Source organism: Nocardia sp. CA-135398 (assembly GCF_050955845.1).
Taxonomy (GTDB): Bacteria; Actinomycetota; Actinomycetes; order Mycobacteriales; family Mycobacteriaceae; genus Nocardia.
This window is the reverse complement of record NZ_CP192084.1, coordinates 5,228,508-5,251,085: the sequence shown is the minus strand read 5'-3', so window position 1 is coordinate 5,251,085 and position 22,578 is coordinate 5,228,508. Positions and strand designations below refer to the sequence as shown.

The window sequence follows — 22,578 nt, the reverse complement described above, 5'->3', positions numbered from 1 at the left end:
AGCGTGAGATTGCCTCCGTTCGAGGAAGTGGTGGCCGAATACGGCCCGATGGTGCTGCGCGTGTGCCGGGCGGTGCTCGGTCCGACGGATGCCGCCGATGCGTGGTCGGAGACCTTTCTATCGGCGCTACGGGCCTATCCCGACCTCGACCCGAAGACGAATATCGAGGCATGGCTGGTCACCATCGCGCACCGGCGCGCGATCGATGTGGGGCGCGCACTGACCCGCGCACCCGTTCCCGCCGAAACCCTGCCCGAACGCCGGGCACCCGACGCCGACCCGGCCGATTACGACCCCGATCTGTGGGACGCGCTCGCCGCGCTGCCGACCAAACAGCGCCAAGCGGTGGCCTACCACTACCTGGCCGGTCTGCCACACGCCGAAATCGCTCAGCTGCTGGGCAATTCGACCGATGCCGCCCGCCGTGCCGCCGCCGACGGCCTCAAAACATTGCGCAAGCTCTATCCGAAGGATCGAACATGATGGCCACTATCGACCGGGATCCGGACGGCCTCTTCGACGGCCTGACCCCGAACTCCGCCGAGATACTGTCCCGCTTGCGTCGACGGCTGGCTGCCGACGCCCAGGCCGCGGGCCTGCTCGACGTCGCCTACCGCACGCTGGACACTCCCGTCGGCACCCTGCTGCTCGCGGCCACCCCCGCCGGTCTGGTACGGGTCGCCTACCCCAACGAGAACCACGACACCGTACTCGCCACCCTCGCCGAGCGGATCAGCCCGCGCATTCTGGCCGTCCCTGGCCGCCTCGACGCCGCGGCACGCGAGATCGAGGAGTATTTCGCCGGTGCGCGAACACAATTCGATCTGCCACTCGATCTGCGGTTGACCGTCGGATTCCGGCGGCAGGTGATCGAGCATCTGAGCGATATCGGCTACGGACATCGCGAGAGCTACGCCGATGTCGCTGCGGCGGTCGGCAATCCGCGCGCGGTACGCGCGGTCGGCTCGGCGTGTGCGCACAATCCGCTGCCGGTGGTCATCCCGTGCCACCGCGTGGTGCGCAGCGACGGTTCGATCGGCCAGTACGTCGGCGGCGTCATCGCGAAAAGCACTCTGCTCACGCTCGAAGCGGCGTAAAGGAGAAGCCATGAAAACCCTTGTCGCACTGGAAGAACGAGTCGAGTCACAGCAATGGAGTGCACTGACCGAGGAGATCGACGCCTACGGCTGTGCCCAGACCGGCCCGCTCTTGACGCCGGACGAATGTGCCGAATTCATCGCGATGTGGGACGATCTGGGCCGCTTTCGATCGACCATCGATATGGCCCGCTACCGATTCGGTCAGGGCAACTACCGGTACTTCGCCGATCCGGTCCCCGCACCGATCATGCGGCTGCGCAGGGCCTTCTACCGCAGATTGCTGCCCATCGCCCGCACATGGGCCGACCGGCTCGGCGACCCGATGCCGTGGCCCGACGATTTCGACGCTTGGCTCGACGCCTGCCACGCCGCCGGTCAAAGCAAGCCGACGCCAATCCTGTTGCGCTACACCGAAGGTGACTGGAACGCCCTGCACCGCGATCTTTATGGCGAGCTCGTCTTCCCGCTGCAGGTCGTGATCGGCCTGGATCGCCCCGGCATCGACCACACCGGCGGGGAATTCCTCCTGGTCGAACAACGCCCCCGCGCCCAATCCAAGCCGACGGTCACCATCCTGGAACAGGGCCACGCGCTCGTCTTCACCACCCGAGACCGGCCGACGCCATCGGCGCGCGGTTGGTCTCGCGCACCGATCCGCCACGGCGTCAGTCGAATTCGCAGCGGCCACCGACACACGCTGGGACTGGTCCTGCACGACGCCGAATGAGATGTACACCCTGACCGACGCCAACGGCCACCCGTATGCCAGCCATACTCCGGGTCGATACGGCGGTCACCGGCGCGGCAAACTCTACGGCCGCCTCGACTGCCCATCGGCCCTGCGTGCCTTGGCGCGCGGCCACTACCGCGCCCACCGTGTTTTCTTCGCCGACGAACAAATCGCCATCGCCGCCGGTTACCGACCGTGCGCGGTCTGTCTGCCTACCGCATACGCCGCATGGAAAGACCACTCCGGCAGGTGATCTCACGTTTCGGCACCGGGGAGCGTCTACCCGATAAAGCTCGATATGGAGAGGGAGCGACATCATGTCCGATACCGCCACCGCACGACTGGTGCACGGCTCGACACTGGGCAACCTGCTGATAGAAGCAAACCGGACCGGTGTCACCTCGGTCGCGTTCACCGACGAGCTGCCCACCGGGCCGACCGGCGAAAACGCCACGGCGCGTGAGCATCTCGAGACCGCCGCCGACCAGCTCGACGAATACCTCATCGGCGAACGTCAGGAGTTCACGGTACCGATGGATCCGACGGACATGAGCGCGTTCGATCGGGAGGTCCTGCAGATGCTCGACGCGACCACGGGATACGGCCGAACAACCACATACGGGGCCCTCACTCGACGACTGGGTCGCGGCCCCGCCGACGCTCGCAAGATCGGCGGCGCGCTGGCTCGCAACCGCCTGCTGATCCTGCTCCCGTGCCACCGGGTACTCGGGACCGACGGATCCCTGACCGGATACGCGGGTGGACTGCCCGCCAAACGAGCACTGCTCGACCTCGAATCGGCCGAGCTCCTGCTGCCGCTGGACCGATAACGGCGCGATCGGGAATATCGACGGTCACTGTGTGCTTGCATGAGGTCATGACGAGCGCTGAGTTGTTGGTCGATGCCTTCGGACGGGTGCGGGAGAATGTGCACGGCGCGGTCGCGGACCTCGGACAGGACGAGCTGGCGGCTCGGATCGATCCGGACGCCAACTCCATCTCCTGGTTGATCTGGCATCTGACCCGCGTGCAGGACGACCACGTCGCGGACGTGGCAAATCTGGAACAGGTGTGGACGGCGGCGGGCTGGGCCAAGCGGTTCGACCTGCCGTTCGCCGACGAGGCAACCGGCTACGGGCACGGCGCCGCGGAGGTCGCCGAACTCGGCGGGATTTCCGCCGAACTGCTGCTGGGCTACTACGACGCGGTGCACGCTCAGACGATCGACTACGTCTCCGAACTCACCGATGCCGATCTGCCCCGTATCGTCGACACCCGCTGGGATCCGCCGGTCACCCTGGGAGTACGGCTGATCAGCGTCGTGGACGACGATATCCAGCACGCCGGACAGGCCGCCTTCATTCGTGGAGTTCTGCTGCGTCGCAGGTAGTTTCAGTCTTCCGGCGCATCGCCGAACAGAGCGTTGCGGTCGGCGAAGTGCCCGTAAAAGCCCCCTTCGTGACACCGAGCGCCTGCGCGAGGCTCTCGATGGCTGGCTCATACCCGGATCTGGCGAAGCTGACGGGCGAACTCGGCGTCGGTTTGCTCGTAGGTGTCGCGGATGGTCTTGAACAGGCTCTGAATCTCAGTAGCGATCGCTATGTAGTCGCCGATGGTGTCGTATGCATTGTTCGGACCACCGAAGGCCTTCTCCCGGAAAAGCTTCACCAGTTCGATGGCGGAAGTGAGCCGGGGATTGTTCTCGCCGAGGCCCCAGGACTCCTTCTCGCCGAGCGACCGGGCCTCGTACTGCGCGACCGTGAGGTCGTCGATGAGGGTCTGGCAGGCCGCGTCGATATCCAGAAACGCCTGCGGTTCCATCCGCACCTTCAGCGCGCCGGTCTTCGCATCCTCGATATACCCGCCGAACGAACTGTCAACAGCCATCGCGGTCGCCCTTCCACTGGTCTCGTCTGATTCATAGAGACGCACAGGCCGACGAAACGGTTCCATCGAAACGCAGATCGGTGACACCGGAGACCGGGGGCCTCGACCGAACGCAACGGATAGGCTGGAGGTGAAGCGGTGCGAATCGCGCCGCCGAATATCGGAGGACGAGGTCGATGCGGATCGCTGGCGAGCACGTCGATGTGCTCATTGTCGGTGCCGGACTGTCCGGCATAGGCGCGGCGTATCACCTGCGGCGGGCCTTTCCCGGAAAGAGCTATGCGATTCTGGAGAGCCGCGACGCGATCGGCGGCACTTGGGCTCTGTTCCGCTACCCGGGAATTCGCTCCGATTCCGATATGTATACCCTCGGCTACCGCTTCCGTCCGTGGCTGGGGGACAAGTCGATCGCCGACGGGGCGGACATTCTCGACTATGTGCGCGCCACCGCCGCCGAGAACGGGATCGACCGCAAAATCCGCTTCAATCACCGAGTCATCGGTGCCGACTGGTCGTCGCGAGACAACCGGTGGACGGTGCGCGCCGAACGCACCGATTCCGGCGAAACCATCACTCTCACAGCGGGATTCCTGTTCTGCTGCTCCGGTTATTACCGCTACGACGAGGGCTACACCCCGGATTTCGCCGGTACCGAGCGTTTCGCCGGGCCGATCATCCATCCGCAGCACTGGCCGCGCGATCTCGATGTCGCCGGCAAACGCGTGGTGCTGATCGGCAGCGGCGCAACCGCGGTGACGTTGGGCCCGGCACTGACCGACCAGGGTGCGCACGTGACGATGCTGCAACGCTCACCGAGCTACATCATCTCCGCACCCGCGCGCGACGACCTCGCCGTCAAGGCGCGCAAATTCCTGCCGACCCGCGCCGCCTACGCGGTGGCCAGGGCCAAGAATGTGGCGCTGGCCACCGCGATTTATCAGCTGAGCCAACGGTATCCGCAATCCATGCGCAAGCGGATCAAGGGTTGGCAGCGGCGCTGGCTGCCCGAGGGCTACGACATCGATACGCATTTCACCCCGACCTACAATCCATGGGATCAGCGACTGTGCTTGGCGCCCAATGGCGATTTCTTTCGCGCGATCCGCAAGGGGCAGTTGGATATCGTGACCGATAAGGTCGAGACGTTCACCGAAACCGGGCTGTCACTGGCCTCCGGCGCGACCCTCGATGCCGACATCATCATTACCGCAACGGGTTTGAATCTGCTCGCCTTCGGCGGCATGGAACTCGCCGTCGACGGACAGCCGGTGCACCTCTCGGATCACATGGCCTACAAGGCCATGATGCTCTCGGATGTGCCGAATTTCGCGTACATCATCGGATACACCAATGCCTCGTGGACGCTGAAGGCGGATCTGGTGTGTGAGTACGTCGTTCGGTTACTACGCCACATGTACGACAATGGATACGACCGTTGCACACCGGTGCGCGATCCGTCCGTCGGGGCGGCCTCGCTATTCCTGAATTTCAATCCGGGCTATGTCCAGCGCGCCGCGAGTCAATTCCCGATCCAGGGCACCAAGGCGCCGTGGCGCCTGCGCATGAATTACCTACGCGATCTGTTCACGCTGCGCCACGGCAAGATCACCGATCGCGCGATGGTTTTCGAACCGGCGCGGGATCGGGACCCGGTATCCACGCAGGGATAACGGCAGGTCAGTGCGCCTCCTGCGGTTCGGAGGACCGCGCGGCCGCGATATTGCGCAGCACGCTGGTCGCGTGATCGTCGAACCGTTCGCGCGGAATATCGATGGTGCCGTCCAGCCATGGACGGTACATATATGCCATCGCGCCGAAGATGGCGTTCGAGTTGAGGCTGTTCTCGTACTGGTCCGGCGGGGTTTGCGGCCCATCCTCACCCAACCCGATCGTGAACGCGATCGGGGCGGTGAACAATTCGATGAGCTCATTGCCTCGGTCGCCGAGTACCCGGGTGGCCTGCGATTCGACGAACATGATCTGGCCGCGGCGGCGATCCTCGATCAGGTAATCGGTGAATGCCGAAATGGCGTGGCGAAATAGTTTCGCCGGTTCGGGCGGTGCGGTGGCCAGCGCCGCCAGCAGGCGCTCCTGCGCACCGAGAACGACCGTTTCCAATGCCGCGGTGAGCAGTTTGTCCAGGCTCGGGAAGCTTTCGTAGAAATAGCGCTCGGTGAGTCCGGCCTGTCTGCAGACCCCGCGCATGGAGATATCGGAGGCGCCGATCGTGGCCATCAACTCGATGGCGGCCTCGACGAGCTGTTCGCGGCGCGCGGCGATTCGGTCGGCCGGGGGCGTGCCGCGCCAGCGGCGCATCCCCGGTATCGATCCATCGGAAACGGCGTCGTTCATGGCTCGATCCTCCCATAGCCGGGAAGTTGACATCATGTGATGTTGACAGCATTTGATGTCGGCAATACATTGATCGTCCAGGGACCAGACGTGAGGACCATCAGATGGGCACTGCTTACGCCGATCAGGCTCATGCCATCAACGCGCGGGACGTCAGCTTCGATTTCGACTCGGTGCCGATGCACTACATCCCCGGCGAAGTCATGGCCACCCACATCATCAATGTGATGCACCTGGTGCTCCCCGAGGGCGAGCGGGCCATGGCGCAGGCGCTGGCCGAGGCGCTGCCGCTGATCGATGACGAGCGATTGCGGGAAGAGGTCCGCGGCTTCATCGGTCAGGAGACGATGCACGCCGGTTCGCATGAAAAGGCCCGCCACCAATTGGAACGCCTCGGACTCGAGGTCGGCCCGATGGTGGATCGGGTCGCCTGGCTGATCGATCGGCTGCTCGGCGACCACGGACTGTCCGGTCGGGCCAAACACGAATGGCTCTGTGAGCGACTGGCCCTGTTCGCGGGGATGGAGCACTACACCGCAGTCATCGGCGAATGGCTGCTCACGAACGACAAATTGGCGGCCAAGGGGATGCATCCGGCAATGCTGGATCTGATCCGCTGGCACGGTGCCGAGGAGGTCGAACACCGCAGCGTTGTCTACGACGCCTACATGCATCTCGACGGCGGCTATGCCCGCAAGGCGCGTCAGGCGCTGATCGCCAGTTCGGGACTGCTCGCTCTGTTCGTGATTTCGGGCGCGTACCTGTTTCAACGGGACCCATCGCCGAATAAGGGCCGGTGGTGGCCGCTGCAGCTGGCCAGCGCGTCATTGCGCGGAGTGGTGCCGAACTTCACCACCTTCTTGACCGAGATTCCGCGGTACCTGCGGCCGGGATTCCATCCCTCCCAACTCGGTCCGATGGATAACGCACTGCGCTACCTCGCGCAGTCGCCGGCGGCACGGGCGAGCCTGTCATGACCGCCGTGGAGGAGCAGTTCCGGCCGGGGACCGGGCTGCGGATGATCGCGTCGGCGGTGGACACCTACAAGCGGGTATTCACCGAAGGGAAAGCGGCGCAGCTGCTTTCGCGGCCACAGCCGGTGCGGCGCACCGGCTACGATTTCGAGCTGGCGATCATGGGAATCGAGGCCGAGGCCGACGAGGTGGTCAGCCTGACCCTGTGCGATCCCGGCGGCGCGGACCTGCCCGCCTGGACGCCGGGCGCCCATATCGATGTATTCCTGCCCTCGGGTCGGCAGCGGCAGTATTCGCTGAACAGCGATCCGGAGGATCGCAGCTGCTACCGAATCGCGGTGCGCTACATTGCGGATGGGGACGGTGGTTCCCGCGAGATCCACCAGCAACTGCGCGTCGGCGACCGACTGTGGGTGCGGGGCCCGCGCAATGCGTTCCCGCTCATCGACGCGCCGGAGTATTTCTTCGTGGCGGGCGGTATCGGGATCACTCCGATTCTGCCGATGGTCACCGCCGCCGAACGTGCCGGAATACCGTGGCGGCTCATGTATTTCGGGCGCTCACGGGCGCGGATGCCGTTCCTCTACGAGCTCGCCCATTTCACCGGTGGCGATGTGGTGGTGCGACCCGATGACGAGTACGGGGTGCCGGATCCACGGATGATCTTCGAACAGACGCCGTCCGGTGCCGCGGTATATGTCTGCGGTCCACCGGCATTGGCCGAAGCCGCGCGCAAGGTGCTGCTGTTGCACGATCCGACGGCCTCGCTGCATACCGAGCGCTTCTCGGCGGTGCCGGTCAGCGATGGTGCGCCGTTCCGTATTCGATTGCGCCGCAGTGGAACCGAGGTGGATGTCGCGGCCGATGAGTCCGCGCTGACCGCGATCCGGCGGGCGGTGCCCGGTGTCGCCTACTCGTGCCAGCAGGGTTTCTGCGGGACGTGTCGGGCGAGTGTGCTCGCCGGGGAGGTCGAGCACCGGGACCGGGCGCTACTGCCCGGTGAGCGCAGCAATGCGATGCTCACTTGCGTATCGCGTGCTCGCGGTGGCGAACTCGAGCTCGATCTGTAGATTCACCGCGCGGCCGGGAAGATGCCCGGCAGCGTCATGGCGTATTCGAGATCGGCTCGGGTGCCGAGTGTGGTGAGCAGCACGCGGATCATGGTGAGCCGCGCGGCGGCAACGGTTTCCGTGTCCGGCTCGGCGCCGGGCGCGGTACCCGCCGAGATGCGATAGACCACGTACTCGCAAACATGCAGGGCCGCATCGAGATCCAGCGGCGAGGGGACCGGGCGGCCCAATTCCGTGAACGTTTCGCGCACCAGCGCGCGGATATCGTCCAGTGCCCGTTCGCGATAGGCCGATACCGGTGAGGCCGGATCGTGCAGTTCGGCGAACAGCGGGCGCAGCATCGCACCGTGCCCGCGGGCCCAGCCGAGGTAGGCGTCGATGAGGCGGATGCCGAGTTCGACGGGCTCGTCCGGGCCGGTCAGCGCCGTGCGGATGCCGTCGACGAGGCCGTCGTTGGATGCCTCCAATACGACATGCAGCGGTTCGGTGGCGTTGCCGAAGTAGCGGTAGAAGGTGGGGCGGGCCAGTCCGGCCTGTTCGATGATCTGGGCGACGCTGAGTCCGCGCGAGCCGCCGCGGGTGAATACCGCCGCGGTGGCGAGCACGATGCGGGCGCGGACCTCCTCTGCCTGCTCCTGGGTCTGCGGTGGTCGGCCCCGGCGGGCCGCGCCATTGGTCCGGGAAGTGTCAGTGGACATGGTGATGCCTCACAACTCGAAGCCTGCCCCGTCTGTGTGCCACACCCGACAGCTTGACACGAGGTGTGACACCGGCATTAATCTAACACTAGTGTTCAGCAAAATGGCCGAACCCGGCTTACCGCCTCGTCCAGCACAGGCGCCCGACCCAGGAGAGGGCCGACAATGACGACCGCCCGCCAGCTGATCGAACCGACGGCCCTGCCCGCGGTCCTGGTGCATCCCCTGCTAGATCGCGCGATCGCGGGCGGCGCCCCCTCGGTCGAGGTGTTCGCGCCCGCGACCGGGCGCAAGATCGCGGATCTGCCGCAGTCCTCGACCGGCGATATCGAGACCGCCTTCGCGACCGCGCGCACCGCGCAGCGGGAGTGGGCGCGCCGCTCGGTCCGCGAGCGGGTAGCCGTGCTGCGGAAATTCCACGACATCGTGCTGGCCGAACAGGACACCATCCTCGATATCGTGCAGACCGAGACCGGTAAGTCGCGGGCGCACGCGTTCGACGAGGTCGGGGATGTCGCAGTCAACGCCAGGTACTACGCGTCGGTCGCGAACAAACTGTTGGCCACCCGCAAGCCGCGCGGTGTGCTGCCGGTTTTGACCCAGGTCGATGTGCGGCATCGGCCGAAGGGCGTGGTCGCGGTGATCTCGCCGTGGAACTATCCGCTGGCCCTGGCCGTCTCCGATGCACTGCCCGCATTGGTCGCCGGAAATGCCGTGGTCGCGCGCCCGGATAACCAGACCGCGCTGACAGCACTATGGGCCATCGATGCCGCCGAACGCGCCGGGCTGCCGCGCGGACTCTGGCAGGCGGTGCTCGGCCGTGGTTCGGTGATCGGCGGCGAGGTGATCGCGCGCGCCGACTATGTCGACTACACCGGGTCCAGTGCGACCGGCCGGACCATCGCGCAGCAGGCCGGGGAGCGGCTCATCGGCTATTCGCTCGAACTCGGCGGCAAGAATCCGCTGCTGGTGCTCGCCGATGCGGATGTGTCCAGGGCCGCCAAGATCGCGATTCGGGCCTGCTTCGCCTCGGCGGGACAGCTGTGCGAGTCGATGGAGCGAATCTATGTGCACGACAAGGTCTATGACCAGTTCGTCGGCGAATTCATCGAGCATGTGCGGGCGATCGAATTGGGCGGTGCGCTCGATTACGCCGCTGATATGGGCTCTTTGACGTTCCAGCGCCAGTTGGACACCGTCACCGCGCATGTCGACGATGCCGTCGCGAAGGGTGCGAAGGTGCTGGCGGGTGGTAAGGCTCGTCCCGATCTCGGACCGTACTTCTACGAGCCGACCGTGCTGGCCGGAGTGCGGCCCGGGATGACGGTGTATCGCGAGGAGACCTTCGGACCCGTGGTGTCGATCTATCGGGTCGGCAGCGACGACGAGGCGGTCGAGCAGGCCAATGACACCGCGTACGGACTCAATGCGAGTGTCTGGACCAAGGATGTCGATCGAGGCCGTCGGATAGCCGCGCGCATCAATGCGGGTTCGGTGAATGTCAACGAAGGTTTCATCGCGGCCTGGGGTAGCGCGGACGCACCATCGGGTGGGCTCGGCATTTCCGGTACCGGGCGTCGGCACGGTCCAGAGGGCTTGTTGAAGTACATCGACACCCAGACGATCGCGGTGCAGCGGATACTCCCGATCGCGCCGCTGCCCGGCATGTCCGAGGAACTGTGGGCGAAGACGATGACGCTGTACTTCGGCGTCATGAAGGCGCTGCGTCAAAAGTAGTCGGGGTCAAAAGTAATTGCGCCAGCAGCTATTTCACGAAGAAATCAAGATGAGGATGAATGAAACTGGACACGGTATCCGATAAGAAGGTCCTGGTCACGGGCGCGGCAATGGGCCTGGGCAAGCGGTTCGCCGAGCGTGCGGTGCGTGAGGGCGCGGCTGCGGTGGTGCTGTGGGATATCAACGAATCCGCGCTGAAGGAGACCGCGGTCGAATTGTCCGGTCGCGGTGTCGCCATTCATCACTATGTGGTCGACGTATCCGCACAAGAGGCCATCAGCGAGGCCGCGGCGGCGGTGCGGGCCGACGTCGGCGATATCGACATCCTGATCAACAATGCGGGCATCGTGCGCGGGAACACCTACTTCTGGGAAACCGCCGATCGCGCCGATATCGACAAGACGATGGCGATCAATTCCCTCGCGCCGATGTACATTACGCTCGAATTCCTGCCCGCCATGGTGCGCGGCACGGGTGCCGCGCGCGTCCTGACCATCGCATCCTCGGCGGGTCTGGTATCCAATCCGCGCATGAGCGTGTACGCGGCCTCGAAATGGGCGGCGCTGGGCTGGTCGGATTCGGTGCGCATCGAGCTGGAACAGGCGGGTCACGACCACGTGCGGGTCACCACGGTCTGTCCGACCTACATCAACACCGGAATGTTCGATGGCGCAAAGGGTTTCCTGTTCACGCCGATTCTGGAACAGGACGATGTCGTCGATACCTCGTGGCGGGAAATGAAGGCGGGCACTCCGTTGGTGATCCTGCCGTGGACCTCCCGGCTCAACAAGGCGATCTCCGGGCTGCTGCCGATCAAGCTGCGCGATCTGTTCCTGAATTCGGTTGGTGTGTACCACTCGATGGACCAGTTCACCGGGCGCAAGAAGTAGCGGCCTCACGGCGACGTCGTCCGGATAGACCGACCGGCGGTGTCCAGTTCATCGGTGCTGCTTGGTGATTAGGGTCATGTATTCGGCTTGGTGCCGATGACGACAGTGGAATAGAGCTCGTCCGATTCGGCGATGCGCCCGATGAAGCCGTGCGCGGTGAGGACGCCGATCGATGGTCGGGCCTGGGCTTCGGTGGATTCGACCAGCAGATGGCCGCCCGGCGCGAGCCAGCTGCGGGCGGCCGCGACGACGCGGCGGAAGATGTCGAGGCCGTCCGGTCCGCCGTCGAGGGCGGTGCGCGGTTCGTAATCGCGTGCCTCGGGCGGCATTCTGGCGATCATCTGCGAGGGCACGTACGGGGTGTTGGCGAGCAGGATATTGATCCGGCCGCACAATTCACGGGGAAGCGGCTCGAAGAGGTCGCCTTGGTAGACGGGCGCGCCGATCGGAGTGAGGTTGCGACGGGCGCATTCGACCGCCGTGGCTTCGATATCGGCGGCGGCGAGTTCGATCGGGCGGCCTTCGGCGGCAAGGGTTTTTGCCAGCGCCAGACCCAATGCGCCTGAGCCGCAACATATATCGACGACGACAGGACGCGCGGGCATAGCGCGGGCGAGTTCGGCGGCCTCGTCGACGAGGAAGGCAGTGCGCTGGCGCGGCACGAACACGCCAGGGACGACCGCGACCCGGATGCCATGGAATTCTGTCCAGCCCAGCAGGTATTCCAGCGGTGTTCCAGATACCCGTTGCGCGACCAACTCCGAGAGATCGGCACCCGTCTCCGTCGCGGCGGCGATGAGCAACCGCGCCTCGTCCTCGGCGAATACACAGCCCGCTGCGCGCAGTTGCGCGACCACATCTCCGGTTGATGCCATCGGAATATCGTGCCGTGTCGGCGGGGTCCGGTGGGTCTGAGCGTGCACTTTTTGTGCCGGATTCGGCGAATTTTCCGCCCATTTCGGGTCCGAAAGCGCACGCTCAGACCATCCTCGCTCAGCGTGCGGTGGCGAGCTGGAATGTTCGGGTGGCGTCCAAGTAGATGCCGCGCTGTGCCTGCCTGGTGGGCGGCGGCAATTGCGATACCAGCTGCTCGAGTGAGGTTGTCGCCCCGACCACCTGGGTGCCCGCGACTATGAAATCGGCGACAGCGCGCCGGATGTGGTTCGGCGAGGTGACCACGACCGCGCTGTTCGCGCCGATATCGCGCAGCATCTTGGTGCTGAACAGTGCGTTCTGCACCGTCGATCCGGCCCGGCTCTCGACATTGATCCGGGATGCGGGCAGTCCCTTGCCGACCAGCCAGGCCCGCATGGCCTCGGCCTCGGTGATTCCGTTCTGTGGATTACCGCCGGTGACGACGATCGGTGACAGTGGTGAGGCGACCGCCTGCAACCAGGCCGCGGTCAGCCGGTTCACCAGTTCGGGGCGCAGCGAACCGTCCGGGAGCAGGCCGTAGCCGAGTACCACGATGCCGGTCTGCGGTCCGACGAGCGCGGGCAGCGGATTCGGCAGGGTGCCGACCGCGGCGCCGATCGCGCCGAGCACATTATTGGTGCCCTGGGCCATTGCCGGGTCGACGGCGGCGAGGCGGGCCAGCGCCTCGGCCATGGCGGGCAGGTCATCGGCGTAATGCGACCAGATCGCCTGCAGCGAAAGGGCCTCGGCATCGGCCGGGTCGGCGGCGATCAGCTGTCGGAGCTCAGCGCGTCCGGCGGCATCGTCGCCGTCGGTGAAGGCGCGCTGGGCGGAGTTGTAGAGTGCGTCGGTTTCCGGCACCGCGATGGCGGGTGCGCCGGATAGTCCGGTAATGGTCGCGGCCGCGAACGCGGTCGCGACCCATAGCTTCCAATGCCTCGAGATCTTCACTACAGTCGACACCTTTCCACGCGTGAAACGGGGTTTCGGTAGGTCAGCTGGCAGTTAGCCGTGGGCAAGCACAATCACGATACGACTGGTAACAGCCATATTCTGGTAATTGCTGGGCGTCGTTTCCGGCATCAGGGCAAACCGGGCGCCGCGCGGGGCGACCAGCGGAACCGGCCGCGCGGTGCAGCCGATAAGGTGTGACAACGTGGATACCGTTTCGCTGTCCGGCAAGGAACTCGCCGCCGCCATCAACGCCGACACCAAGCAGCGCGCGGCCGCGCTCACCGCGAGCGGAACCGCGCCGCGCCTGGCCCTGATCGTGGCCAATGACGATCCGGCCAGCGCGTGGTACGTGAACTCGCTGCGCAAGGCCGCCGAACGTCTCGGAATCGCCTGCGACACCATCGAACTCGGCGCCGACGCGAGCATCGAGCGGATCCGCGACGAACTCACCGCCCGCAGCGCGGACACCACCATCGACGCGATCATGCTGCAGACCCCGCTGCCCGCCGGTATCACCCTCGACGATGTCAGCTCCGCCATCGTCGCCAGCAAGGACGTCGACGGCGTCAGCCCGCTCTCACTCGGCCTGCTCGCCTCCGGCCTCGACGGTTTCGTCCCCGCCACCGCCGAGGCCGTCGTCGAACTACTGAAGCATCACGAAATCCCGCTCGCCGGTCGGCATGTCGCTGTCGTCGGCCGGTCCAATATCGTCGGCAAGCCTCTTGCCCAACTCCTGCTCGCCGAAAACGCCACCGTCACCATCTGCCATTCCCGGACCACCGACCTCCCCGCCGTCACCTCCGCCGCCGATATCGTCGTCGCCGCGGCGGGCCGCATCGACCTGGTCACCGGCAAACATGTCGGCGAGGGCGCCACCGTCATCGACGTAGGCACCAACGAAGCCCCCGACGGCAAAATCGTCGGCGACGTAGCCGCGGAAACCGTCCGAGGCAAAGCCGCCGCCCTCAGCCCCGTCCCCGGCGGCATAGGCCCGGTAACCACCGCCCTCCTCATGCGCCACGTAGTAACCGCCGCCGAAAACCCCCACCCCGCCTGATATTTCGGACGCTGCCGGGTCCGAAATGCGAAACACAGGTCGGTGCGAAGCCTGAATCCGTTGTCGTATCGATGATTTCGGCGGGCGAGTCCAGCATGTCCCCTCAGCTCTGGGAAGTCGACGAGGTGTTCGTCCCGGTGGACGCGCCGATCGATGCCTCTGTCTCGAGTGCGGCGAGTAGATCGCGGAGCGTTGTGCGCTGTGCGGCGCTCAGGCTGGCGAAGACCTGCTCGGCGGCCGCGCGCCGGGCCGCCGCCATCTGCGAGAGCGCGGCCCTGCCGGAGTCGGTCAGCGTCACCAGGGTCGAGCGGCGGTTGGCCGGGTCGGGCGCGCGCGAGACCAAATCCGCAGTCTCGAGCGCATCGACCACGGTGGTTGCCGAGCGCGGCACGATACCGAGATGCTCGGCGAGCGCGGCCATCCGCAGGGGCCCGTCGTGGTGGCCGATAATGCGAAGTGCGCGGGCCTGACCTGGGGTAATACCGAGCGGAGCGAGCCGAGCGACCTGGTCGCGGCGGATGCGTTTCGCGGTGCGCAGGAACAGCTCGGGAAGATCGGGATCGAGCGCGCCATCCATTTGTTGAGCATAACTCATTGTTTCGGGAACAATTATGAGTCATGCTCAGTTTCATGACGTAGTCCTCGGAAGGAGGCGCCTATGCAGCCCCCACATCAACTTCGCCGGATCGTCCGGCTGTTTCGCCCGTATCGCGCACGCCTGGCACTGGTCGCCGCGCTCGTCGGTCTGTCGTCATTGGTCGCGCTGGCGTCGCCGTTCATGTTGCGTGGCATCCTCGATGACGCGCTGCCACACGGCCGCACCGGTCTGTTGACCGCCCTCGCGGCGGGCATGGTCGCGGTCGCCGCACTCACGAGCATCTTCGGTGTGCTCCAGACCTACATCTCGACCGCGGTCGGCCAAGAGGTCATGCACGATCTGCGCGCCGCGGTGTATGCGCAATTGCAGCGAATGCCCTTGTCGTTCTTCACGACTACCCGTACCGGTGAGGTGCAGTCGCGGATCGCCAACGATATCGGCGGCATGCAATCGACGGTCACTTCGACCGCGACCTCGCTGGTCTCGAATTTCACCACTGTGACCGCCTCGGTGATCGCCATGATCGCCCTGGACTGGCGGCTGACCGTGGTCTCACTGATCATGCTGCCGTTCTTCGTCTGGATCAGTCGGCGCGTCGGCGACGAACGCAGGAAGATCACCGCGCAGCGGCAGCAGAAACTGGCGGGCATGTCGGCGATCGTGGAGGAATCGCTGTCGGTGAGCGGCATTCTGCTCGGTCGCACGATGGGCCGCTCACCCGCGCTGGTCGATGATTTCGCGAAGGAGTCGCGCGAGCTGGTGGACCTGGAGATCCGATCCGGTATGGCCGGTCGATGGCGGCAGTCGACGATTCAGATCGTCATGGCGGCCATGCCCGCGATCGTCTACTGGGCGGCGGGATCGACCGTGGCGGCCGGACATCCGCTGGTGTCGATCGGCACCCTGGTCGCCTTCACGACCTTGCAGACGAGCCTGCTGCGGCCGATGGTGCAGCTGCTGTACACCGGTGTCGAGGTGCAGAGTTCCATGTCGCTGTTCGGCCGGATCTTCGAATACCTGGATCTGAAGCCGGATATCGAGGAGCCGATAACGCCTGTGCCGGTGCCGGATTCGGGCATAAAGGGTGTGGTTCGCTTCGACCACGTCGGCTTCACCTACGGCTCCGGTACGCGGGATGTTTTGCAGGACATCGACATCACCGTGCCTGCCGGGTCCAGTCTGGCCATCGTCGGCGAAACCGGTTCGGGCAAAACCACACTCGGCTACCTGGTGGCGCGACTCTACGATGTGACATCCGGACGGGTCGAGATCGATGGAATCGATGTGCGGGACTTGTCATTTGCCGATCTGGCCGCCGCCGTCGGTGTGGTCTCGCAGGAGACTTACCTGTTCCATGCTTCGGTCGCGGACAATCTACGCTTCGCCAAACCCGATGCGACCGAAGAGGAGTTGTACGCCGCGGCGCGGGCCGCGCAGATCCACGACCATATCGCGAGTCTGCCGGACGGCTACGACACGCTGGTCGGCGAGCGCGGCTATCGGTTCTCCGGCGGTGAGAAGCAGCGTCTGGCGGTGGCGCGGGTGATCCTGCGCAATCCGCCGATCCTGGTGCTCGACGAGGCCACCAGCGCGCTGGACAACCGGACCGAGCAGGAGGTGCAGGCCGCCATCGACGCGCTCTCCGAAGGTCGAACCACCATCACCATCGCGCACCGGCTCTCCACCATCCGCGACGCCGACCAGATCGTCGTACTCGACCGCGGCCACATCATCGAACGCGGCACCCACCGCGAGCTCATGGACTCCGACGGCCGCTACGCCGCCCTGGCATCCGGCGGCGACCTCCTGCACGCCGCCTGAGCCGCGCCCCGGCCAAGAGCATTCAGATGGGCTCCGGTTCGGGGCGCGTGTCGAATTCCGCGCGGGCGGTGAGGATTTCGCTGTGGTGCCGGACCGACCAGACTCCCATCGCATGACTGAGCTCGCCGAGGCTGGCACCCAGATCGGTCAGCGAGTACTCCACACGGGGCGGGACGGTCGGGTAGACGGCACGGCGGACCAGTCCGTCGCGCTCGAGGTTGCGCAGGGTGCGGGTGAGCATTTTCTGGGTGATGCCGTCGAGTCGACGTCGCAGATCGTTGAAGCGCACCGGCCCGCCCGCCATGCGCAGTACACCCAGGACCAGCAGCACCCATTTGTCGGCGAGCACCGTCAGCACTTCGCGGGCCGGGCAGTTCGTCAGATAGCTCTTGACCAGGTTGTCGGAGCCGGACCAGTCGACAACGGTATCCATCGGGTACCTCGGGATCATTGAAGTGCCTTCTTTCCCTCGGATACTAGGGGACCGCAGAATCGGTGGCATGCTCGCAATCACGCAACAACGTTTCGGTGGTCCCGAGGTTCTGGAAATCGTCGAGGTCGATCGGCCGAGCGCCGGACCTGGCGAGGTGCTGGTGCGGGTCGCCGCCACCGGTATGAATGCGGCCGACTGGAAGCTGCGGTCCGGACTGGTGCGCAAACTCGGGGATCCGCCGTTCACCCTCGGATTCGATGTATCCGGGATCGTCGACCAGGTCGGCGCCGGTGTCGAGCGATTCCGGGTCGGCGACGAGGTCTACGGCATGCTGCTCAGCCGGTCCGGCGGCTACGCGGAATACGTTGTGGCGCGGGCGGATTTCCTCGCGCCGAAACCGGCGATCCTCGATCACATCCACGCCGCGGGTGTGCCGACGGCGGCACTGACCGCATGGCAGGGGCTCACCGAAGTCGTTGCCGGACAACGCGTGCTGGTACATGCGGCGGCAGGTGGTGTCGGACATTTCGCGGTGCAGATCGCGAAGGACCGCGGCGCGTATGTGATCGGCACGGCCCGCGCCGCCAACCACGAGTTCCTGCGGGAAATCGGCGCGGATGAGGTGATCGATTACACGACAAGCGATTTCACCGAGGCAGTGCGTGCGGTCGACGTCGTGTTCGATCTCGTCGGCGGTGACTACGGGTCACGTTCGCTGCGGGTGCTCGCCGCGAATGGTCGCCTGATCGACGCCCAGGGCAATGATGCCGAGAACGACCCGCGGTACGAGCGACTGTATGTCGATCCGTCCGGGCGCGATCTAGGTGAGCTGGCCGCGCTGTTCGAGGCGGGCCGGTTGCGTGTGCAGATCGATCAGGTGCTGCCGATGGCCGAGGTGGTCAAGGCCCATCACCTGAGCGAATCCGGGCGCGTCCGCGGGAAAATCGTACTGGTGCCGTGGAATTCGCCGGTGTGACGGTCAGGCCGCGCCGATTCCGGTGATGAGCGTCTGGTTGCCCACGCGCGCCGTCGTGACGATCTGGGGTTTGTAGGTGATCGATGTCGAATCGGGCCGATGCTCGGTCACCTGCACCAGGTACTGGCCGACGGACGTCCCAGGCGTAATGCTGATGCAGTGGGTGGTACCGGCCGGAATGCCATCGATGCCCTGTTGAATCGTCCCGGCGGGGGAGACGGATGCGTTGGGCGCCACGAACTCTCGGGTCGCCACACCGGATCGGGTGACGTAATACGCGTACTGGAACGCGAAGATGACGCCCGGTCCGGAATCCAGCCCGCCCGCACCGTTACCGGTAATGGTGTCCCCGACCCGCTCGGCCGGGCACTCCGCCGCGACCGTGGACCCGGATACCGCGACCTGGCTGGGCGTGGACGAGGCCACCGTCGCCGGTTGCGGGTCCGGCAGAATCTGCACGAACGCCACCACCAGCAGTCCGGCCGCCGCGACCGATCCGACCAGGACGGGCATCCAGCGGCGCTTCGACCGATTCCGTCCGGACCGATCGATCATGGCCGCCAAGGCCTCCTCATGCCGGAAGTAGTCCGGCGCAGGCGGTTTCGGCTCCTCGGCAGGTTCCTCGACCCACTCGGACCATTCATCTCGATAGTCGAGTTCCGGCCCCGGGAATTCGCTGTCGATCCGGTTCTGCTCGTATGTCCCTGGTGCGTAATGGTTCGGATCGTGCCGGGCGGCTTCGGCATGGAAGGCCGCGGGGTGAATCGGATTCTGGCGCATCGGATCTCGCGGGAGCGGCGGCCGCAGGGGTGGCTCGTGCGGAACAGGCGTATGCCAATTCGGATCCCGCGGGGCGGGCGGATGCGGTGCGGCGGGCACGGGCGGGCTCGGGTTCCGGGCGATCGGCGCCTGACGAACCGGTTCCGGCAACATCAGCGACTGCTGGCCGTCCTGCACGGTCGGCGCCTGGTGCATCGAGACGTGCGGAACCGGTGCCGGGCGCGCGGGAACTTGCTGGCTCGGAATCCGCGGTATCGGTCCGGTTTGCCTGGGGCCCTGCGGATTCGGAGCCTGCCCGCCGGGAACTTGTTGGCCGCGAATGCGCCGGAACGGGTCCGTATTCGTCGGCGCCCGGTCGACCGGAACTCGGGGCAGCGGGCCGGATTGCGGGGCGGCGCGATCGATCGGAACACGTCGTAGTGGACCGGTGTCGATGGGTTCGCCCTCGATCGGGATCCGCGGAATCGGCCCGGTCGGCGCATTGTCTTCGGTGAAGCCGATCCGGTGGAACGGGTTCGGCGGTGTCGGCGTCTGGTATGCCCTCGGCGCACCGAGCGGTTGTTGTGGCGCAGCGCCCGGCTGCGGGCCCGAATTCGCCCGCGAGGTCATATCCGGTCGATCCATCGCCCCACCTTCATCAGGTCATACGATCACGTGTGTCCCGCAGTTGTATCAACCCCGGCAGGATACTGCCAGGTTTGCTGCGCGTGACGAAAATGAGGCGAGGTGTCGCGAAGGAAAACCGATTGTCTACGGTTCACCAGTGCACGGTGACCGGATCGCCGACGCCGACGGTCTCGTAGTACCAGGCAGCGTCATCGGGGGCCAGGTTGATGCAGCCGTGGCTGACATTGGCATGGCCCTGCGAATCCACCGACCACGGTGCGGAGTGCACGAAAACGCCGCCCCACGTGAGGCGTTCGGCGTACTCGCCATTGATGACGTAGCCCTCGGGCGAGCTCAGCGGGATTCCGATGGTGCGCGAGTCGAAGACGACCGAACGGAACTTCTCCAGTATCGGGAAGGTACCGGTGGGTGTCTCGTAGCCGGGCTTGCCCATGGACGCGGGCACCGACCGCGCGACCGCACCGCCGATGCTCACGGTGAAGGTATGCGCCGACATGTCGGCGTCGGCCACCACGCCCGCATTGGTGCGGAACTCCGTGCGCGCGTTACCGACCTGCACCGAGATCGGCGCTCGGGCGGGCAGGAAACTCGTTGGCGTCCAAGTCAATTCACGATCACTCGACCAGGAGAAGGTGCCGGGCAGCGGCTCGGTGGCTCGGATATCGACCAGTCGTTCGGCTCGGTCGCGGTTGGCGATCGGGTTGGCGAATCGAATGGTCACCGGCGCCGCGATGCCGACTTCCTGGCCCGTCGACGGAGTAATCGTCGCGACCGTGTCGACACTGGGTTTGAGAATCGTTGTGGCGATCGCCGCTCCGGATCCGAACGCCGCCAATGCGACGACGGTGATCGCGAGAAATAGGTATCTGAGTGCGCTCCGCATGGTCCACCCCTTCACGCTGGTGTGGGACGCAGAAATCCATTCTAGGACTTCATGATCAACTAGACGTACCGGTTCTGTAACGGCCGTCCAAGTCCACATTTTTCGTATATAGGGGCGACATACCCGGCATAAAACCGAACAAACGATCCGACCGTTCGGTCGATTCAGCTGCGCACCGCGTGCAGCACGTCGGCGTGCAGTGCGTCCGCGCGTGCGGTGATCTCATCGATGCGGATCAGCACCGTCGCGAACTTATCGCCCTGTTCGGCGCTGAGTGAGCGGACATTGATTTCGATATTGAGCTGCGAACTGGTGGCCGCGGCCCGCGCCGCATCGGCGGCGGCGCCGATATCGGTGACCACATTGGGATTGCCGATCGGCAGCAGTTCGGCGGCGAGCGAGAGCACCTCATCGGCCTCGTCGACGACCGCGGCGGGCACCCGGGCCGCCTCGAGCAGCGCGGCGGTAATGGCATCGCCGCGCGCGGCGGCCCGCTCCGCAGAATCCTTCGGCAACTTGTAGGCGTTGCCGACGGCGGTGAATGCCGCGGCGTCGGCATCGGCCAATGCCAGTGCGCGCTCGCGGGAGGCATCCGCCGCCTCGATGATCCGGTCGATGACCGGCCGGTGCTCGGCATCCTTGGCCCGGGTGGTGTACCGCGCGACCATCGCGACCAGCGCGGCGCCCTGTGCGGCGTGCAGCGCGGCGACGGCGCCGCCGCCCGGTGCCGGCACCTTCGCGGCCAGGTCGGTCAGGTACTGCGCGAGGTTGCCCTCAGCGAAGGCGGGCTGCGACACGGCGGGTGGCCTTTCGTTTCCTGCGACGACAGTGGAGAACTACGGCGAATACGCTACCGCCCGCACCGGGGTGGCCGGTGCGCGGCCGGTGCGTAGCTGCGGTTATGTTGAGTGCTATGCGGATCGGATTGAGCATCAACTACTCGGGCGGCTTCAAAGAAGCGGCCGCCGAGGTGGCCGACCTCGAAAAGGCCGGACTCGACATCGTGTTCGTGCCGGAGGCCTACTCGTTCGACGCGGTGAGCGCGCTCGGATATCTGGCGGCCAAGACCACGCGGCTGCAGCTGGCCTCGGGCATCCTGCAGATCTACACCCGCACGCCCAGCCTGACCGCCATGACCGCCGCCGGTCTGGACTTCGTCTCCGACGGTCGCTATATCCTCGGCCTCGGAGCATCGGGCCCGCAGGTGATCGAGGGCTTCCACGGCGTCCCCTACGACGCACCCATTGGACGCACCCGGGAACTGGTGGAGATCTGCCGCAAGGTGTGGCGTCGCGAGCGGCTGGAGTACCAGGGCAAGTACTACCAGATCCCGTTGCCCGCCGATCGGGGCACCGGCCTGGGCAAACCGCTCAAGCTGATCAATCATCCGGTGCGCGAACGCATTCCGGTGCTGCTTGCCGCGCTCGGCCCGAAGAATGTGCAGCTGGCCGCGGAGATCGCCGAGGGCTGGCAGCCGATTTTCTTCGTGCCGGAGAAGGCCAAGGAGATCTGGGGCGAATCACTGGATGCCGGTCTGGCCAAGCGTGATCCGATCCTCGGCGAGCTGGACGTCTACGCCGGGCCCGCACTGGCCATCGGTGAGAATGTCACGCCGCTTCTGGAATTCGTGAAACCGCATCTGGCGCTCTACATCGGCGGCATGGGCGCCAAGGGCAAGAACTTCTATCACACGCTGGCCACCAAGTACGGCTACGGCGCCGAGGCGGACCGGATCCAGGAGCTGTATCTGGCGGGCAAGAAGGACGAGGCCGCCAAGGTAGTCCCGGACGATCTGGTTCGGGACATCTCGCTGGTCGGCCCGGCCGGATTCGTGAAGGAACGGGTCGCCGCATTCCGCGAGGCGGGTGTCACGGTGCTGAATGTGGTGCCGATGGCGGCGACCCCGGCCGAACGGGTCAACCTGATCGAGCAACTGCGCGAACTCTGTGTCTAATTTGCAGCGCCTGCGGCGCTGCGTGTTCGCGGCCCGGAATGTCGGCATCGCGTAGCGATTCGATGAGGGGTGGTGGTCGGGCGACGGGTGGGCCTCGCGGCCGAGCGGTCGAGACTCGCGCCTTCGGCGCATGCGCTTCGAC

General features: G+C 65.7%; 25 protein-coding genes. 15 read left to right on the top strand and 10 right to left on the bottom strand.

The features are described 5' to 3' along the window. The first annotated feature begins 3 nt into the window (after positions 1 to 3). From ACQP1T_RS22760 to ACQP1T_RS22735, 6 genes are all read left to right on the top strand, one after another. Positions 4 to 483: an RNA polymerase sigma factor gene (locus ACQP1T_RS22760; RefSeq protein WP_174555261.1), complete on the top strand. Its 480-nt coding sequence runs from the start codon at positions 4 to 6 to the stop codon at positions 481 to 483. Beyond that, positions 483 to 1,097, top strand: a complete 615-nt coding sequence (locus tag ACQP1T_RS22755) for a methylated-DNA--[protein]-cysteine S-methyltransferase (protein ID WP_433762320.1) — start codon at positions 483 to 485, stop codon at positions 1,095 to 1,097. Before ACQP1T_RS22760 ends, ACQP1T_RS22755 begins: the two co-directional genes overlap by 1 nt. A 10-nt stretch (positions 1,098 to 1,107) precedes the next feature. Further along, positions 1,108 to 1,827 (top strand): 2OG-Fe(II) oxygenase, encoded by a 720-nt coding sequence (locus tag ACQP1T_RS22750; RefSeq protein WP_433755055.1) that lies wholly within the window; start codon positions 1,108 to 1,110, stop codon positions 1,825 to 1,827. A gap of 1 nt (position 1,828) precedes the next feature. Next, positions 1,829 to 2,083, top strand: coding sequence for an Ada metal-binding domain-containing protein (locus ACQP1T_RS22745; protein ID WP_433755054.1), 255 nt, complete (start codon positions 1,829 to 1,831; stop codon positions 2,081 to 2,083). A gap of 64 nt (positions 2,084 to 2,147) precedes the next feature. Next, on the top strand, positions 2,148 to 2,660 hold the full coding sequence (locus ACQP1T_RS22740; RefSeq protein WP_433755053.1) for a methylated-DNA--[protein]-cysteine S-methyltransferase: 513 nt from the start codon (positions 2,148 to 2,150) through the stop codon (positions 2,658 to 2,660). A gap of 47 nt (positions 2,661 to 2,707) precedes the next feature. Continuing rightward, positions 2,708 to 3,220: a mycothiol transferase gene (locus ACQP1T_RS22735; protein WP_433755052.1), complete on the top strand. Its 513-nt coding sequence runs from the start codon at positions 2,708 to 2,710 to the stop codon at positions 3,218 to 3,220. Between the two features lie 107 nt (positions 3,221 to 3,327). Here ACQP1T_RS22735 and ACQP1T_RS22730 read toward each other — a convergent pair whose 3' ends face one another. Then, positions 3,328 to 3,717 (bottom strand): hypothetical protein, encoded by a 390-nt coding sequence (locus tag ACQP1T_RS22730; protein WP_433755051.1) that lies wholly within the window; start codon positions 3,715 to 3,717, stop codon positions 3,328 to 3,330. 176 nt (positions 3,718 to 3,893) lie between these two features. On the opposite strand from ACQP1T_RS22730, the gene ACQP1T_RS22725 reads away from it, so the two are divergent. Beyond that, positions 3,894 to 5,387 carry a flavin-containing monooxygenase gene (locus ACQP1T_RS22725; protein ID WP_433755050.1) on the top strand — a complete coding sequence of 498 codons (1,494 nt, stop codon included), beginning with the start codon at positions 3,894 to 3,896 and terminating at the stop codon, positions 5,385 to 5,387. A gap of 7 nt (positions 5,388 to 5,394) precedes the next feature. On the opposite strand, the gene ACQP1T_RS22720 is transcribed toward ACQP1T_RS22725, so the two are convergent. After that, a complete protein-coding gene (locus ACQP1T_RS22720) occupies positions 5,395 to 6,069 on the bottom strand; it encodes a TetR/AcrR family transcriptional regulator (protein ID WP_433755049.1) in 675 nt (224 codons plus the stop codon). 104 nt (positions 6,070 to 6,173) lie between these two features. On the opposite strand from ACQP1T_RS22720, the gene ACQP1T_RS22715 reads away from it, so the two are divergent. Both ACQP1T_RS22715 and ACQP1T_RS22710 read left to right on the top strand, forming a co-directional pair. Further along, positions 6,174 to 7,046 (top strand): metal-dependent hydrolase, encoded by an 873-nt coding sequence (locus ACQP1T_RS22715; RefSeq protein ID WP_433755048.1) that lies wholly within the window; start codon positions 6,174 to 6,176, stop codon positions 7,044 to 7,046. Further along, positions 7,043 to 8,113: a PDR/VanB family oxidoreductase gene (locus tag ACQP1T_RS22710; protein ID WP_433755047.1), complete on the top strand. Its 1,071-nt coding sequence runs from the start codon at positions 7,043 to 7,045 to the stop codon at positions 8,111 to 8,113. Before ACQP1T_RS22715 ends, ACQP1T_RS22710 begins: the two co-directional genes overlap by 4 nt. 2 nt (positions 8,114 to 8,115) lie before the next feature. Here ACQP1T_RS22710 and ACQP1T_RS22705 read toward each other — a convergent pair whose 3' ends face one another. Continuing rightward, a complete protein-coding gene (locus ACQP1T_RS22705) occupies positions 8,116 to 8,811 on the bottom strand; it encodes a TetR/AcrR family transcriptional regulator (RefSeq protein WP_433755046.1) in 696 nt (231 codons plus the stop codon). Positions 8,812 to 8,976: 165 nt separating this feature from the next. Here ACQP1T_RS22705 and ACQP1T_RS22700 point away from each other — a divergent pair, with 165 nt between their 5' ends. Both ACQP1T_RS22700 and ACQP1T_RS22695 read left to right on the top strand, forming a co-directional pair. After that, positions 8,977 to 10,548: a succinic semialdehyde dehydrogenase gene (locus tag ACQP1T_RS22700; protein ID WP_433755045.1), complete on the top strand. Its 1,572-nt coding sequence runs from the start codon at positions 8,977 to 8,979 to the stop codon at positions 10,546 to 10,548. Between the two features lie 59 nt (positions 10,549 to 10,607). Further along, positions 10,608 to 11,438: an SDR family oxidoreductase gene (locus tag ACQP1T_RS22695; RefSeq protein ID WP_433755044.1), complete on the top strand. Its 831-nt coding sequence runs from the start codon at positions 10,608 to 10,610 to the stop codon at positions 11,436 to 11,438. A 74-nt stretch (positions 11,439 to 11,512) separates the two neighbouring features. Here ACQP1T_RS22695 and ACQP1T_RS22690 read toward each other — a convergent pair whose 3' ends face one another. Both ACQP1T_RS22690 and ACQP1T_RS22685 read right to left on the bottom strand, forming a co-directional pair. Beyond that, positions 11,513 to 12,313, bottom strand: a complete 801-nt coding sequence (locus ACQP1T_RS22690) for a putative protein N(5)-glutamine methyltransferase (RefSeq protein ID WP_433755043.1) — start codon at positions 12,311 to 12,313, stop codon at positions 11,513 to 11,515. A 118-nt stretch (positions 12,314 to 12,431) separates the two neighbouring features. Then, positions 12,432 to 13,304: a YdcF family protein gene (locus ACQP1T_RS22685; protein WP_433755042.1), complete on the bottom strand. Its 873-nt coding sequence runs from the start codon at positions 13,302 to 13,304 to the stop codon at positions 12,432 to 12,434. 205 nt (positions 13,305 to 13,509) lie between these two features. Between ACQP1T_RS22685 and ACQP1T_RS22680 the strand changes: the two genes are divergently transcribed. Beyond that, positions 13,510 to 14,364, top strand: coding sequence for a bifunctional 5,10-methylenetetrahydrofolate dehydrogenase/5,10-methenyltetrahydrofolate cyclohydrolase (locus ACQP1T_RS22680; protein WP_433755041.1), 855 nt, complete (start codon positions 13,510 to 13,512; stop codon positions 14,362 to 14,364). 103 nt (positions 14,365 to 14,467) lie between these two features. On the opposite strand, the gene ACQP1T_RS22675 is transcribed toward ACQP1T_RS22680, so the two are convergent. Continuing rightward, positions 14,468 to 14,941, bottom strand: a complete 474-nt coding sequence (locus ACQP1T_RS22675; protein WP_433755040.1) for a MarR family winged helix-turn-helix transcriptional regulator — start codon at positions 14,939 to 14,941, stop codon at positions 14,468 to 14,470. A gap of 81 nt (positions 14,942 to 15,022) precedes the next feature. Between ACQP1T_RS22675 and ACQP1T_RS22670 the strand changes: the two genes are divergently transcribed. After that, positions 15,023 to 16,783 carry an ABC transporter ATP-binding protein gene (locus ACQP1T_RS22670; protein WP_433755039.1) on the top strand — a complete coding sequence of 587 codons (1,761 nt, stop codon included), beginning with the start codon at positions 15,023 to 15,025 and terminating at the stop codon, positions 16,781 to 16,783. 22 nt (positions 16,784 to 16,805) lie between these two features. Here ACQP1T_RS22670 and ACQP1T_RS22665 read toward each other — a convergent pair whose 3' ends face one another. Continuing rightward, positions 16,806 to 17,216 (bottom strand): winged helix-turn-helix transcriptional regulator, encoded by a 411-nt coding sequence (locus ACQP1T_RS22665; protein WP_433755038.1) that lies wholly within the window; start codon positions 17,214 to 17,216, stop codon positions 16,806 to 16,808. 67 nt (positions 17,217 to 17,283) lie between these two features. Between ACQP1T_RS22665 and ACQP1T_RS22660 the strand changes: the two genes are divergently transcribed. Then, the gene (locus ACQP1T_RS22660) at positions 17,284 to 18,192 is read left to right on the top strand and encodes an NADP-dependent oxidoreductase (protein WP_433755037.1); all 909 of its coding nucleotides are present in this window, start codon (positions 17,284 to 17,286) and stop codon (positions 18,190 to 18,192) included. A 3-nt stretch (positions 18,193 to 18,195) separates the two neighbouring features. On the opposite strand, the gene ACQP1T_RS22655 is transcribed toward ACQP1T_RS22660, so the two are convergent. The 3 genes from ACQP1T_RS22655 to ACQP1T_RS22645 form a co-directional block, all read right to left on the bottom strand. After that, complete coding sequence (locus ACQP1T_RS22655) at positions 18,196 to 19,596, bottom strand: hypothetical protein (protein WP_433755036.1); 1,401 nt, start codon at positions 19,594 to 19,596, stop codon at positions 18,196 to 18,198. 133 nt (positions 19,597 to 19,729) lie between these two features. Then, positions 19,730 to 20,482 carry a L,D-transpeptidase gene (locus ACQP1T_RS22650; protein WP_433755035.1) on the bottom strand — a complete coding sequence of 251 codons (753 nt, stop codon included), beginning with the start codon at positions 20,480 to 20,482 and terminating at the stop codon, positions 19,730 to 19,732. A gap of 164 nt (positions 20,483 to 20,646) precedes the next feature. Then, entirely contained in the window at positions 20,647 to 21,279 is a 633-nt protein-coding gene (locus ACQP1T_RS22645; protein WP_433755034.1) for a cyclodeaminase/cyclohydrolase family protein, read from the bottom strand. A gap of 116 nt (positions 21,280 to 21,395) precedes the next feature. Here ACQP1T_RS22645 and ACQP1T_RS22640 point away from each other — a divergent pair, with 116 nt between their 5' ends. Continuing rightward, complete coding sequence (locus tag ACQP1T_RS22640; RefSeq protein ID WP_433755033.1) at positions 21,396 to 22,436, top strand: LLM class F420-dependent oxidoreductase; 1,041 nt, start codon at positions 21,396 to 21,398, stop codon at positions 22,434 to 22,436. Positions 22,437 to 22,578 lie beyond the last annotated feature (142 nt).